Source organism: Lysinibacillus sp. NPDC097214, assembly GCF_050277945.1.
Classification (GTDB): Bacteria; Bacillota; Bacilli; order Bacillales_A; family Planococcaceae; genus Lysinibacillus; species Lysinibacillus xylanilyticus_B.
In genome coordinates this window covers 508,883-522,893 of record NZ_JBNNSS010000003.1, presented here as the reverse complement: position 1 = coordinate 522,893, position 14,011 = coordinate 508,883, and the positions used below count along the sequence as shown (strand labels likewise).

Below are 14,011 nucleotides of genomic sequence, written 5' to 3'. Positions count from 1 at the left end.
TCATTTACACACTATCATAATATGCTCGAAAGGTACTGGCTTCACCCATCCTGAATGTGTGTCAAAAAAAAAAAAAATCAGCGTATCGCTTTTAACGATCCGCTGATTCAACTTTTACTGGCACTGCATAAATACGCTCTTCATCGATAAAGATGGATAGTACACCTTCCATACGCTTTCTAGAAACATGTAATACTTGCCTTACACTTTCTTTTTCTTCTTTATTTAACTGCAAACGAATTGGTTGCTCTAAGCGAATAGATAGGTTTTTATTGACTTTATATTTACCTTTTTTCACTACTGTCTCAAGGCTGTAATCTCCCCAAACCTTGTTGGCTAAACTCCGATGCACATTCCAGTCATCGGATTCGTTCAAAGTGACAACAATACACGTTCGCCCGTCCTTTTGGAAGGCGGTTGCAAGGGTCCGACCAGCTACTTTTGTAAAGCCTGTTTTTCCGGCAAATGCTGAACCTTTTGCTGTTTTTAATGCACTAACAGGCTGTTGTGTCTCATCGTCTATATCGATGGCAACCCCAGACCCTTCTCGTATTAAACGGTGCTTATTTTCCCATAACATCCCGTTTTCAGTATTGGCACGATATAGCACTGTGGAGGCAATTTTCTTGAAAGTTTTATTTTGAAGAGCAATTCTCAACATTTCAGCAGTATCTCTCGCTGACGATAAATGCTCATCATGGTGCAAGCCAGACGGGTTCATAAATACTGTATTTGAAAGGCCAGAAACAACAGCCCGTTCATTCATTAACTTTACAAACCCTTCTACCGATCCTCCAACATGCTCTGCTAAAGCTGTTGCAGCGTCATTTCCAGAACGTAGCATCAAACCATATAACAGCGTTTCTACCGTTACTTTTTCCCCAGCCTGCAAGTAAATGGACGAACCCTCAGCCATTGCAGCCCTCGGTGAAATAACCACTTCATCTTGTAGATTGCTATTTTCAATAGCAACGAGTGCTGTCCACATTTTTGTTAAGCTAGCAATTGGTAACCGTGCATCACTATTTGATTCAAATAAAACACGACCCGTATCGCCATCTAAAACAGCATATCCGCTACCACCTCGAGCCAAACTAGTTTGTGGGAGCATTAACATTACCACGACTATCATGAACAATATTAAACGTACTAACCGATGCAACGAGCCACTCCTTATTAAATGTAATAGGAAAATATAGATTATATTTATGTTTCTAGCAAAGCATTATACCTTTAACTCACTCCGTGTTTATTTACTTTACTCCACTAAAGGTTTCTTGGAATTTAGTCATAAATAAATCTGTTTCTTGCTCTGCTTCAACTAGCTCATCTTCAGGTAAAGACGGCATTTCTTCTATACTATTTAAACCAAAGTAGTTTAAAAATTCTTTAGTTGTACCATATAAGATTGCACGTCCTGTCCCTTCTGAGCGACCAACTTCTTTAATTAACCCTCTAGAAGCGAGAGTCTGTATAGGTCTTTCACATTTCACACCACGCAAATCTTCAATGGTAACACGTGTAATTGGCTGTTTGTATGCCACGATCGCCAATACCTCAAGTGAAGCTTGAGATAATGATTGGGCAGTTGGATTTTCTACTAATCTTTGTATCGTATCTGCTAGTTCAGGTTTTGTTATAAGCTGATAAACTCCAGCTATTTCTTTTACCGTAATGCCTCTAGCTAAATCTTCTTCATATGTCGTTTTCAACACTTCCATTGTCTCTACGACTAACTCTTCCGGTTCGCTTAAAAGTTGTGACAATTGTTTAATGGTTAAGCCATCGTCTCCAACAACAAATAATAAGGATTCTATTCTACTCTGTAGCATCATTGTTTTCTTCATCATCCCATTCCTCCTTCTGTAATGTAACCGTTAATTCTTCAAAGTTACCATTTTGCTCTACGATGATGACCTGACGTTTCATCAGTTCAAGAATGGATAAAAACGTCAAAATAAGCGTTGGCTTATCTTCATAAGGAAAAAGCTCAAAAAATGATGCACGTCCACCTGTAAATCGTAATGAATCGACAACCGAACGCATTTGATCTTTTACGGAGCGTTCCTGTCTCGCTACAGTTGTTTTTAAAGGTTTTTTTAATTTTTTTCGACGCATTAGTTTTTGAAAGGCTCCAAGCATGTCATAGATGTTGACGTTCAAATCAAATAACGCCATTTGCTCATCTGATGCTAACCCAGATAAATCTGCTGGTGGCCGTGTAAATACCTGTGCCCGATCTGTTTCAAGCTCTTGCAGGCTACCCGCCGCTTCTTTATATTTCTTATACTCTATTAAACGATGCACCAGTTCTTCACGAGGGTCCGGGCCGTCGACTTCTAATTCAGCTTCATCAAGCTCACCTTCATGGATTGGCAAAAGCATACGACTTTTAATAGCCAATAATGTTGCTGCCATCACTAAATATTCACTAGCCTCATTTAACTCCAGTACCTGCATAGCATGTATATGGTCAATATATTGTTGAGTAATTTCAGCCATTGGAATATCATAAATATCAATTTCCAATCTGTTAATTAAATGTAATAATAAATCAAGAGGCCCTGAAAAGGCTTCTAATTTCACTTCATAAGACATTGTTTTACCACCCTGAGATTATATGTTCTTTTAGTATAGTAGAAAGGAGTTCAAAATGCATCCACAGCACCATACTTTATTTATCGACTACTGTTCTTTTTTCAATGGTAATCACGATTTTTTTGAATGCCATGAAGTCCTTGAGGAATACTGGAAAGATATTGCTCCAGGTGATAAAAAGCACCCTCTCGTTGGATACGTACAGCTCGCAACAGGTTTATATCATTGGCGACGTGACAATTATATTGGCGCTGCGCGAATCTTAGAAAAAGCACTCAAAAATTTCCAATATAATATGGGACATCTATTTTTTGATGAAATCGACTACGAAATACTACTAACCCAACTAACAGATGCACTTTCTGCTATCCAGATGGGCAAGTCCTTTCAAGCATTTCAGCTTCCTCTTTCACCTACATTGGAGGAATTAGTATTTGCTCGCATTCAGCTTTTACCATCCAGTAGCTCTAACTATCTTCTTCATAAACATATGCTTCGAGATCGCTCACATATTCTTGCAGAGCGTCAAGAAAGCAAACAAAGAAAAAGCAGACGTCAATGATCGTCTGCTTCTTCATCGATACAATTTATACATTTTTGAACAAATTTACGTGTTTCCTCCGTTGCACGTACACTTTCGTACTGACCAAGTTCTGCCACTTCCTGTAGCATTTCCTTCGCAACACCTTCACCTCTGTAAGAAGGGACAACGGAAACATGTTGAATCGTAGCTATATGATCACTGTGTGTTACAAGTCCAACAATACCAACATACTCATCGTTCTTTTTCCATAAATATAAAACCCAATCATTATCATTTTCATAGGAGTGGATTGTCTCTTTGAGCTTTTTTATGTCTTTTTCGTTAGGCATAAACGAGAGAAGCCCCATTGCTATTTTCTCGAAAGCTTTCTTATATCGAATTAACATATTTGTCTATTCCCTCTTTTTCTAGCTGTACATAATCTTTGACTATCCTACACGATTTGTACTTTTACCGCAAGTCAATTTCTGTCTTACGAACCAGGTCCGAGAATACCTTTAGACGCCAATAGCCAATAGACAACGCCCCACAACAAAATAAAAGTTGAAATGGACGCTAGTAATACCCATTTGTTTTTTCTCATATTTACTCACCCTTTTTTAACGTTAGCGGGAGATCGTTTTGTACAATATCTTCATAACTTTCGCGTCGGATTGCTAATTGATGCTTACCATCTTCTACAAATACAACTGCTGGTCTGGGCACACGATTGTAGTTACTCGCCATAGAATATCCATACGCACCAGTACAGAAGATTGCAAGCACATCACCAGAAGCTGCTTCCTGAAGCTTAGCATCAATAATTAATTTATCACCTGATTCACAAAGTTTACCAGCCACTGTATAAGTTTCACTTTTCGATTCATCTGCTTTACTCGCAATGACCGCCTCGTACTTCGCATCATATAATGCCGGACGGATATTATCACTCATTCCACCATCGACAGCAATATATTTACGAACATTAGGTACTGTTTTTTGTGAACCAATTGTATAAAGAGATGTTCCTGCATCCCCTACAAGTGATCGCCCTGGTTCAATCCAAATTTCCGGCATCGTTAGACCAAGTACAGTCGCTTTAGTCTTTACAACTGTAATCATATCCTCTACATACACTTGTGGTTCAAGCGGTGCATCTTCCTCAGTATAACGAATTCCGAAGCCCCCTCCTAAGTTTAACACAGTACATGTAAAATCGTGAGTCTTGTTCCAATCCGAAATTTTATCAATTAGTTTTTCTCCCGCTAAGCCAAAGCCCGCTGTGTCAAAAATTTGAGAGCCGATATGGCAGTGTAATCCTAGAAGCTCTAGATATTCATGCTTAAAAGTTTGTTGGAAAGCTTCATCTGCTTGACCATTATTTAAGTCGAAGCCAAATTTAGAATCCGCTTGACCTGTCGTAATGAAATCATGCGTATGTGCCTCAACACCCGGTGTGACACGTAGTAAAATACGCATTTTTTGCTGACGGCGCTCTGATATTTCTTGCAAAAGTTGAATTTCATAGAAGTTATCCACGACAATACAACCGATTTTCGAGTCAAAGGCTAATTCTAGTTCAGCAATGCTTTTGTTATTACCGTGGAAATGAATGCGCTCTGCAGGGAATCCAGCTTTTAAAGCTGTAAATAATTCTCCACCAGAGACAACATCTAAAGATAGATTTTCTTCTGCCGCTAATTGGTACACAGCTACACATGCAAATGCTTTTGAAGCATAAGCCACTTCAGCTTTTACACCTAGTTTTTTAAACGTATCTATAAAGCCGCGTGCACGCTTACGAATAAGCGCTGTATCATACACAAATAAAGGTGTACTATACTCTTTTGCAAGCTCTAATGTATCTACCTGTCCAATCGTTAAATGACCATCTTCAGAAATCGCTTGTGTTCCATATAAATGCATGTGCATCTCTCCCTTTTCACATCGTTCCGTCTTGTGATAAATTGCCCCTCATTTTAGAAAGATTTCGGACAATTTAGCCTAAAATCCTAATTTAGAGGGAAATTATAGTGCTTCATTCAACAAGTTGGATAGTCCATAAAGATAAATATCACATGTATTTCAACATGTGGTAAACCATTTGGTGAATGAAGCTAATTTTCGCAAAAATCACAAAATACTATATGTGAACTTTATCACATGAAAAAAACGAGTGCAACGGCTTCTATGATCTTTTTCGCTGTTGGGAATCGACAACATATGGCCTCAATGCGTCTGCTGTCATCGGGAAACGAACAAGGACGCGAAGCATCGCATTTGGGAAGAACGGAATAAGTGGCCATAAATAAGGCGCTTGCATCGGACGTAATGAACATAAATACGTAAACAATATAAATATCCCAATAAATAAACCATTAACTCCCCAAATTCCAGTCATTATTAACAGCAATATTCTAAAGAGTTTAATGGAGATACCCAGCTCATAAGACGGAATAATAAATGTCAGAATAGCTGAAACCGCTGTATATAACACAACTTCCGGCGAGAATACCCCAACATCTATAGCAATTTGACCAATAGTTATACCCGCAACCAACCCCATCGCAGTGGATAATGGTGATGGGGTATGAATGGCGGCCATCCTCAAAAATTCTATCCCAATATCGCCAATAAGTACTTGTAGCAAAAGTGGGATATGTGATTTTTCCTTAGCACCTAAAAATGATAGCTCATCTGGTAAATGTATCCCGTGTGTTGCAAATAAATACCACACAGGCAATAATAAAAATCCCATAATCGCTCCGAAATAGCGCATAAAACGGACAAAGGTTCCGACTGATGGTGCTTGTCTATACTCCTCAGCATGCTGCAGTAAGTGAAAAACCGTTGCAGGCACAAGAATGACAGAAGGAGACGTATCGACAATAATGGCTATATGGCCTTCAAGTAAATGGGCTGCTGTAATATCTGGTCGTTCCGTATAACGTACAAAAGGAACTGGATGAAACTTCTGTTTAAACAGCCATTCTTCTAGTGATTTATCCGTCATAGTCAAACCATCATGATGAATTTGTGTAATGCGCTGTCGCAATTTATCGAGCGTTTCATCATTCGCAATACCTTTTATAAACGCTAGAGCGACATCGGTTTGACCGATTTCGGATATTTTATGTAGCTCGAAACGTAAATTACTATTGCGAATTCGTCGACGAATCAAAGCAGTATTTTGAGAAATACCTTCAACAAAGCCATCCCTAGATCCACGAATAACCTTTTCATTGTCAGGCTCCTCAGGGGAACGACCTGGATAGCTTCGTATCTCTGCAACATAGCCGTAACCACTTTTAGTTATAAAGACTACCTGTCCACTTAATATGGCTAATAAAATGGCTTCACGTTTGGTTTCCTCTGAACGACCTTGGTAATTGAAATAGGCTTCAAAATACTCCTTTTCATCCTCAATATCAACGTCCTCATCAGGTAACATATTAGAGAGTAGTTGTGTTAACACAACTCCATCCACAAGTCCAGTTACATATGCGCAAAGAACCGGCAAATCTTTGACAAATAGATGCTTTATACTAATGTCAAATGATTCGCCGTCTCCAAACTGTTCTTTAAGAAAATCTTCGGCTTCTTCTAAGCTGTTAAATAGTTTATCTTTATCTGTCATGCTGTCACCATTTTTCTTAAATGTCTTTTTTTACTTCGTCCTCTTCAACTGTGGCGCTTGTGGCCATCCAAGTTTTCAATTGGGCAAGAATTTTTTTCTCTAACCGTGATACTTGAACTTGCGATATGCCAAGCCTGTTGGCAATTTCAGTTTGGGTACAATCTGAGAAATATCGCAAATAAATAATTGATTGCTCTCTAGGCTCAAGCCTTGTGAGCACCTCTTTTAGTGGAATATAGTCAAATGGCTGCTCAGATTTTTCGTCCTTCATCTGATCCATTAATGTAATAGAATCCCCTTCACTCTCATACAATTGTTCATGCAAGGAAGCTGGATCTCTTAATGCATCTGAAGCTGTTACAATTTCCTCAGTTGTAACACCAAGAACCTGCGCTAATTCATGAATGGTTGGTGGATGCTCATTATTTTTAATGAATTCATCAGTTGCATGACGAATTTTAAAATTAAGCTCACGAATAGATCGGCTAACCTTCACCATTCCATCATCCCTTAGAAAGCGCTGAATTTCCCCAATGATCATTGGTACAGCATATGTCGAAAATTTAACATCATACGTTAGATCGAATTTATCTACAGACTTCATAAGCCCGATGCAGCCAATTTGAAATAAATCCTCGAGCTCCACGCCCCTGCTTGTAAAGCGTTGGACGATAGACCACACAAGCCTCGTATTCCCTTCAATCATTCGTTTACGAGCCTCATGATCGCCCTGTTGTGCACGTGCAATTAAATCTCGCATTTCTCCCTGTGACAATAGCTTATCGGACGACTGTTCTGGCGGCTTCACAGTGGCAGCCTCACATTACCGGTGTGCGAACCGAGTAAAATTTCTTCGTAAATGTAACAGTTGTACCTTCTTGCCACTTGGACATTACTGTCAACTGATCTGAAAAACTATCCATAATAGTAAAGCCCATACCTGAACGTTCCATCGCACTTTTCGTCGTAAATAACGGCTCCATTGCCCGACTTACATCCTCTATACCCAACCCTTTATCCATAACAGACACCGTTACAATATCATCCTCACGTTTCGCATGAACTGTAACAACGCCCTTACCATCCTCTTCATAACCGTGAATAATGGCATTAGAAACAGCCTCTGAAACAACCGTTTTAAATTCGGATAGCTCATCAATGGTTGGATCTAATTGTGCGATAAAGCCTGTCACAGCTACACGCGCTAAGGCTTCATTTTCACTAATTGCTAAAAAAGTTAATGTCATTTCGTTATCCATTTACAATCCCCCTAACTCGATCAATCGCTTCTTCTTCTGTTGCATCCATCATCCACGGCCCTAAACCTGAAAATTGAAATACTTTTCGCATTGTCGGCGATGGATTCAATAATATTGTCCGTCCAGCGACCGCCTCTAATTCACGCATCCGCCCAAGCACTAAACCTACACCTGAGCTATCCATAAAGGAGAGCCCCTCTAAATTCCAAATAATAGTCGTTACAGTACCTTGAAAAATTGCTGTAGAAATTTTAGCTCGAATTTGCTCTACTGCATGATGATCGAGCTCCCCAAATAAACGTATAACCACTGTCTCTCTTGTTACCATTTCTAACTGAAAATGCATGAACATCGCCTCCTCCTCGTGCAATTCCACATTCAATGTGGTGATTCCTTGCGGCTGACAGAACTAGTGCAAAGTCTTCCGAAATAGTGGCAAATCGACATACTTATAGCTTTTTAGGTTAATTGCAGTATGGGATAAATCAACATTTTCTAAACATAGCTGACACTTTTCATAAGAATTATTATTATGTTAGAGGTGAGCAGAGCTTTGGCGGGGCTATTTATGACTTTTGCGGGGGTATCCTTGGGTTTGGCGGAGCTATCGGTCATTTTGTCGGTTCTATCCATGACTTTGGTGGGGCTATCCACGACTTTGGCTGTTCTATCCACGATTTTGGCGGGGCTATCCATCACTTTGGCTGTTCTATCCACGACTTTGGCGGTTCTATCCATGACTTTGGCTATTCTATCCACGTCTTTAGCTATTCTATCCATCATTTTGTCGGTTCTTTCCACGATTTTGGTGGTTCTATCCATCATTTTGTCGGTTTTATCCACGACTTTATCTATTCTATCCATCATTTTGTCGCTTCGTCCTTTCTTTCCGTCACTCTGACTCTTCTTCCCATCGCTTCGGCCCTTCTATCCGTCACTTTGACTCTTCTTTCCGTCGCTCTGGCTTCATTCCGTCGCTTCGGCCTTTCTTTCCGTCACTCTGACACTTCTTTCCGTCGCTTTGACTCTTCTTTCCGTCGCTCTGGCTTCATTCCGTCGCTTCGGCCCTTCATTCCGTCGCTTCGGCCTTTCTTTCCGTCGCTTCGACACTTCTTTCCGTCGCTTTGACTCTTCTTTCCGTCGCTCTGGCTTCATTCCGTCGCTTCGGCCCTTCTTTCCGTCGCTTCGGCCTTTCTTTCCGTCGCTCTGGCTTAGTTCCGTCACCTTAGCTCTTCTTTCCGTCGCTCTACCCTTCTTTCTGTCGCACGGACTCTTCTTTCCGTCGCTTTGACGGTTCTATCCATCACTTTGGCTGTTCTATCCATCACTTTGGCCGTTCTATCCATCACTTTGGCTGTTCTATCCACGACTTTGGCTGTTCTATCCACGACTTTGGCTGTTCTATCCACGACTTTGGCTTGTCTTTCCGTCGCTCTGACTTCCTTCCGCCGCTCTGACTTTTCTCTCCGTCGCTCTATCTCTTCGCTTTTCAGAACAAAAAAAAAGCGAGAATCCCCTTTATTAAAAAGAGAATTCTCGCTACATATTAATTATGCAATTGTATAAGCTTTCTGTACTTTGTCGATTGTTTCTTCATCTATTTGACTATTTGAATATAAATAAGCAATCGTCTCGCCAGCACGAACTTGGTCGCCTTTTTTGGCAATCAATTGAATACCAGCATCATAATCAAGCGCTGATTCCTTCGTTAATCGACCTGCGCCAAGACCAACGCTAGCTTCTCCGATTAATAGTGCATTAATCGTCCCTACAGTACCTTCAGCAGATGCTTTAACAGCTACTTTATTTGCTGTGTCTTTTTGTACGATATCTGTTAAATCGCCGCCCTGTGCTACGATAAATTCCTCGAATTTCGCAGCGGCTGAACCATCCTCTAATACTCGTTTAACAGCTGCTGTTGCTTCAGCCTCAGTCACTCCAGCTGCAACTTGGTACATTAGCGAAGAGATAATAATACATTCATCCAGCAGATCCTCATGCGTTTCGTCCATACGTCCACTTAATAAAGCAACTGCTTCTACTACTTCAAGCTTATTGCCAATCATTTTACCTAGTGGATTATCCATATCACTAATATGCGCTACTACTTTACGTCCTAGCTTTTCACCGATTGCAGTCATCGTTTCAGCTAAAACTTGTGCTTCTTCTTCTGTTTTCATAAATGCACCTGAGCCACATTTAACATCTAGTACAATGCCGTCTGCACCACTTGCTATTTTCTTACTCATGATAGACGCGGCAATAAGTGGAGTGGAATCGACAGTACCTGTCACATCTCGCAACGCGTACAATTTTTTGTCAGCTGGTACAAGATTGCCCGTTTGACCAGCAACAGCAATTTTATGTTTATTGACATTGTCGATAAATTCTTGTGATGAAAGCTCTGTTTTTAAGCCACGAATCGATTCTAATTTATCAATTGTACCACCTGTGATGCCTAGACCCTTACCACTGAATTTCGCCACAGGAATATCTAATGCAGCAATGATCGGAGTGACAATTAGTGTCACTTTATCGCCTACACCGCCTGTTGAGTGTTTATCAATTTTAAAACCTTCAATAGATGATAAATCAATAACATCTCCAGATTCTATCATTGCCTTTGTTAAATAAAATGTTTCATCATATGTCATGCCCAATAAACGGATCGCCATTAGTAGGGAACTTGCTTGATAATCAGGAATTGCACCAGTAGTGTAACCCTCTACAAAATACTGAATTTCAGCCTGCGATAGCTCCTTGCCTTGCTTCTTCTTTTCAAACAGCTGTGCCATATTCATATCTATAATCCCCCTTACTTCAGATCAGTTAAGAAGCTTTTACCAAACTTTGGTGCTTCTACTTTGAAGTTTTCTGCAACTGTTGCTGCAATGTCTGCAAAAGTTTCTCGAAGTGCTAGCTCACTACCACCATTAAAGCGTGGTGAATAAACAATTAACGGTACATATTCACGTGTATGGTCTGTCCCAGGGAATGTTGGATCATTCCCGTGGTCCGCTGTAATGATTAGTAGATCATCTTCTGTCATTGCCTCAGTAATTTCTGGTAAACGTGCATCAAATTCTTGTAGTGCGTTACCATAGCCTATTGGGTCACGACGATGCCCAAAATTTGCATCAAAGTCCACTAAGTTTAAGAAGCTTATACCATGGAAATCACGACGTACTACCTCTGCAAACTTATCCATACCATCCGTATTATTTTTCGTACGTACTGCATCAGTGACGCCTTCACCGTTGAAAATATCAGAAATTTTACCGATTGCGATAACATCTAAACCTGCATCCTGTAAGACATTCATCGTTGTATGACCAAATGGCTTTAACGCATAGTCGTGACGATTAGAAGTACGTGCGAAGTCTCCAGGTGTGCCGATAAATGGACGCGCAATAACACGACCAACTAAGTATTCTGGTTGTAATGTTAGCTCACGAGCAATTTCACAGATTTTATATAATTCTTCTAATGGAATAATTTCCTCATGTGCAGCAATTTGCAAAACAGGGTCAGCAGATGTATAAACAATAATCGCTCCTGTTTCCATATGCTCCTTGCCAAAGTCCTCGATTACTTGTGTTCCGCTTGCAGGTTTATTGCAAAGAACTTTGCGGCCAGTACGTTTTTCAAGCTCTGCAATAAGCTCAGCAGGGAATCCCTCTGGATACACCTTAAACGGTTTATCGATATTTAACCCCATGATTTCCCAATGCCCTGTCATCGTATCTTTACCAACAGATGCTTCTTGCATTTTTCCGTAGAATGCTTTTGGTTTGTCAGTTGCTTGTATACCTTGTAATGGTTCAATATTTGCTAAGCCGAAAGACTCCATATGTGGCATTGTAAGCCCATTCATTTTTTCAGCGATATGTCCAAGAGTATGTGAACCTACATCTCCAAAATTCGCTGCGTCTGGAGCTTCACCAATTCCAACTGAGTCCAATACAACTACATGGATTTTTTTAAATGGTTTATTCATAATTTTGCCTCCTACTCTCATGTCTCTATTTTACCAAAAAACAGCGAAAAATAAAGGTCAGACCTCCGACTAACCAATAATTTTCATGCGCGTGGATGAAATTGCTTATAAACCTCTGATAGTCGGGATTTACTAATATGGGTATAAATTTGCGTTGTGGAAATATCCGCATGTCCTAACATCTCCTGGACTGCTCGTAAATCCGCACCGTTCTCCACTAAATGTGTTGCAAAAGAATGACGTAATGTATGTGGCGTTAATTCATGTTTGATGCCTGCTTTTAAGGCATGCTCCTTCATTAATTTCCAACAACCTTGCCTTGTTAAACGTTTTCCTCTTTGATTGATAAAAAAAGCATCTGTTTTTGGATATTTACCTTGTAATTGACTACGCGCGCCATCTAAATAGGTACTTAATGATGAAAGGGCGTTTTTCCCAAGAGGAATGATACGCTCCTTCCCTCCCTTACCAAAAACACGCACAAAGCCCATCGTTAGGTGAATATCAGTTAAATCCAATGCAATTAGCTCACTAATACGCATTCCTGACCCATATAATAGTTCTAGCATTGCCACATCCCGAATGCCCTGTGGCTTGCTGCGATTTGGTGCTGCTAATAAAGCTTCAATTTCTTCAATCGAGAGGACATTGGGTAGCTTTTGCTCAATGATTGGCATTTCTAAATGAACTGTCGGATCTGTTTCAGCTCGCTTTTCACGAAGTAAAAATTGGTGAAAACTACGAATGGAGGAGATATGGCGGGCAACAGTACGACTTGTCTTTCCTTGCATACGCAACTGCTCTAAATGACGCAAAATGGTTGTCCTTTCCACTCTACGAAAATCAGACATGCCCTCTACTTCTCGCAAAAAATTCACGTAATTTTCTAAGTCTCGGCGATAGGATGCTAATGTATTATCTGATAATTGTCGTTCTACTTGGATAAAATGGATATAATCCTCTATTGCATATTGAAATTCATTCATCACAGCGCCCCCTTACTGTCAATTATTCTCTATTTTATCACGGCAATTGGAAATGTGCTAAAACGTCCCCCTATTAGTTCAAGCTATAACAATTAATTATGCCTCGGCATAATTGCGTCCGTAATCGGCTTTATGCTTAGGCCTGCACGAAGGCCGACACGATGTCGGTCATTTCGGTAATGCCACAGGACGTGGCGTTTTTACCGATGCAGGTCAGTTAGCCGTTATCGCATGGATGCGGTGATTTTAAGCTAACATCCTATGTGAACTCTTTTCCGATTCCGTTACATCCACCGGAGGCTTTAGGCCAACGTGATGTTGGTCACTCAGTCGTTGCCACAGGAGGTGGCGTTCTTAGACTGAGTTCCTCTATTTCAGCGGGTGTTTGGACACCCGCTGAAATAAATTGAAATTCTAATTTCGAATAAAACAAAAAACTGCCCAATTTCAATCTATAACTTAAGATTAAAATAGACAGCTTCCCGTTATTTTTCTTCATTCGATTCGTCGTTTTTATCATGACAGCGCCAGCAAATGCCGTGGAAAGTTAGTCGGTGATCCTTTATAATAAAATTCCAACGTCTTTCAACAACGGCTTCCACATCTTCAAGTAAATCTTCCTGAATTTCATCAACCGCACCACATTCGATACAAACAAGATGATGGTGGAAATGCGCAGCTCCCTCTTGGCGTAGATCATAGCGCGAAACGCCATCGCCAAAGTTGATTTTGTCGACAATTTTGAGCTCAGTTAGTAATTCTAACGTTCTATAGACAGTTGCTAGACCAATTTCTGGTGCCTTTTCTTTTACTAAAAGGTAAACATCTTCTGCACTTAGGTGGTCTTCCTCGTGCTCAAGCAGAACAGCAACTGTTGCTTCTCGCTGCGGCGTCAGCTTATAACTAGCACTATGCAACTGTTTTTTTATACGATCAATTCGGCTCTCCATGTGACGCCCCCCTAAACTCTTCCCATTATACCAAAGGAGTAAATCCTATTACAAGATAGTG

Annotated in this window: 17 protein-coding genes; 3 read left to right on the top strand and 14 right to left on the bottom strand. The window is 40.4% G+C overall.

The window, feature by feature from the left end; all coding sequences use genetic code 11:
- Nucleotides 1–91: 91 nt before the first annotated feature.
- The 3 genes from ACQKMI_RS09750 to ACQKMI_RS09740 form a co-directional block, all read right to left on the bottom strand.
- Nucleotides 92–1,162 (bottom strand): D-alanyl-D-alanine carboxypeptidase family protein, encoded by a 1,071-nt coding sequence (locus ACQKMI_RS09750; protein ID WP_427488341.1) that lies wholly within the window; start codon nt 1,160–1,162, stop codon nt 92–94.
- Between the two features lie 91 nt (nt 1,163–1,253).
- The gene (gene scpB / locus ACQKMI_RS09745) at nt 1,254–1,847 is read right to left on the bottom strand and encodes an SMC-Scp complex subunit ScpB (RefSeq protein ID WP_427488339.1); all 594 of its coding nucleotides are present in this window, start codon (nt 1,845–1,847) and stop codon (nt 1,254–1,256) included.
- Complete coding sequence (locus tag ACQKMI_RS09740) at nt 1,819–2,598, bottom strand: segregation/condensation protein A (RefSeq protein WP_427488337.1); 780 nt, start codon at nt 2,596–2,598, stop codon at nt 1,819–1,821. Before ACQKMI_RS09740 ends, scpB begins: the two co-directional genes overlap by 29 nt.
- 55 nt (nt 2,599–2,653) lie before the next feature.
- Here ACQKMI_RS09740 and ACQKMI_RS09735 point away from each other — a divergent pair, with 55 nt between their 5' ends.
- The gene (locus ACQKMI_RS09735) at nt 2,654–3,160 is read left to right on the top strand and encodes a DUF309 domain-containing protein (RefSeq protein WP_427488335.1); all 507 of its coding nucleotides are present in this window, start codon (nt 2,654–2,656) and stop codon (nt 3,158–3,160) included.
- Here the strand turns inward: ACQKMI_RS09735 and ACQKMI_RS09730 are convergent.
- From ACQKMI_RS09730 to spoIIAA, 6 genes are all read right to left on the bottom strand, one after another.
- Nucleotides 3,154–3,528, bottom strand: a complete 375-nt coding sequence (locus ACQKMI_RS09730) for a GNAT family N-acetyltransferase (RefSeq protein WP_427488333.1) — start codon at nt 3,526–3,528, stop codon at nt 3,154–3,156. The genes ACQKMI_RS09735 and ACQKMI_RS09730 overlap by 7 nt on opposite strands.
- Nucleotides 3,529–3,727: 199 nt before the next feature.
- Nucleotides 3,728–5,047 carry a diaminopimelate decarboxylase gene (gene lysA, locus ACQKMI_RS09725; protein WP_427488332.1) on the bottom strand — a complete coding sequence of 440 codons (1,320 nt, stop codon included), beginning with the start codon at nt 5,045–5,047 and terminating at the stop codon, nt 3,728–3,730.
- 262 nt (nt 5,048–5,309) lie between these two features.
- Nucleotides 5,310–6,758 carry a spore germination protein gene (locus ACQKMI_RS09720; protein WP_427488331.1) on the bottom strand — a complete coding sequence of 483 codons (1,449 nt, stop codon included), beginning with the start codon at nt 6,756–6,758 and terminating at the stop codon, nt 5,310–5,312.
- 16 nt (nt 6,759–6,774) lie between these two features.
- Complete coding sequence (gene sigF / locus ACQKMI_RS09715; RefSeq protein WP_427488330.1) at nt 6,775–7,566, bottom strand: RNA polymerase sporulation sigma factor SigF; 792 nt, start codon at nt 7,564–7,566, stop codon at nt 6,775–6,777.
- Nucleotides 7,567–7,576: 10 nt separating this feature from the next.
- The gene (gene spoIIAB, locus ACQKMI_RS09710) at nt 7,577–8,017 is read right to left on the bottom strand and encodes an anti-sigma F factor (RefSeq protein ID WP_427488329.1); all 441 of its coding nucleotides are present in this window, start codon (nt 8,015–8,017) and stop codon (nt 7,577–7,579) included.
- Nucleotides 8,010–8,363: an anti-sigma F factor antagonist gene (gene spoIIAA / locus ACQKMI_RS09705; protein ID WP_249075721.1), complete on the bottom strand. Its 354-nt coding sequence runs from the start codon at nt 8,361–8,363 to the stop codon at nt 8,010–8,012. Before spoIIAA ends, spoIIAB begins: the two co-directional genes overlap by 8 nt.
- A gap of 122 nt (nt 8,364–8,485) precedes the next feature.
- Between spoIIAA and ACQKMI_RS09700 the strand changes: the two genes are divergently transcribed.
- The gene (locus ACQKMI_RS09700) at nt 8,486–9,145 is read left to right on the top strand and encodes a hypothetical protein (protein WP_427488328.1); all 660 of its coding nucleotides are present in this window, start codon (nt 8,486–8,488) and stop codon (nt 9,143–9,145) included.
- A gap of 92 nt (nt 9,146–9,237) precedes the next feature.
- On the opposite strand, the gene ACQKMI_RS09695 is transcribed toward ACQKMI_RS09700, so the two are convergent.
- From ACQKMI_RS09695 to xerD, 4 genes are all read right to left on the bottom strand, one after another.
- Nucleotides 9,238–9,426, bottom strand: coding sequence for a hypothetical protein (locus ACQKMI_RS09695; protein WP_427488327.1), 189 nt, complete (start codon nt 9,424–9,426; stop codon nt 9,238–9,240).
- Between the two features lie 141 nt (nt 9,427–9,567).
- Nucleotides 9,568–10,818, bottom strand: a complete 1,251-nt coding sequence (locus ACQKMI_RS09690; protein WP_427488326.1) for a thymidine phosphorylase — start codon at nt 10,816–10,818, stop codon at nt 9,568–9,570.
- A gap of 14 nt (nt 10,819–10,832) precedes the next feature.
- Nucleotides 10,833–12,014: a phosphopentomutase gene (gene deoB / locus ACQKMI_RS09685; RefSeq protein ID WP_427488325.1), complete on the bottom strand. Its 1,182-nt coding sequence runs from the start codon at nt 12,012–12,014 to the stop codon at nt 10,833–10,835.
- Nucleotides 12,015–12,097: 83 nt separating this feature from the next.
- Nucleotides 12,098–13,000, bottom strand: coding sequence for a site-specific tyrosine recombinase XerD (gene xerD, locus ACQKMI_RS09680; protein ID WP_427488324.1), 903 nt, complete (start codon nt 12,998–13,000; stop codon nt 12,098–12,100).
- 263 nt (nt 13,001–13,263) lie between these two features.
- On the opposite strand from xerD, the gene ACQKMI_RS09675 reads away from it, so the two are divergent.
- Entirely contained in the window at nt 13,264–13,410 is a 147-nt protein-coding gene (locus tag ACQKMI_RS09675) for a hypothetical protein (protein ID WP_427488323.1), read from the top strand.
- A 75-nt stretch (nt 13,411–13,485) separates the two neighbouring features.
- Here ACQKMI_RS09675 and ACQKMI_RS09670 read toward each other — a convergent pair whose 3' ends face one another.
- Nucleotides 13,486–13,950 (bottom strand): Fur family transcriptional regulator, encoded by a 465-nt coding sequence (locus ACQKMI_RS09670; protein ID WP_323651268.1) that lies wholly within the window; start codon nt 13,948–13,950, stop codon nt 13,486–13,488.
- Nucleotides 13,951–14,011 lie beyond the last annotated feature (61 nt).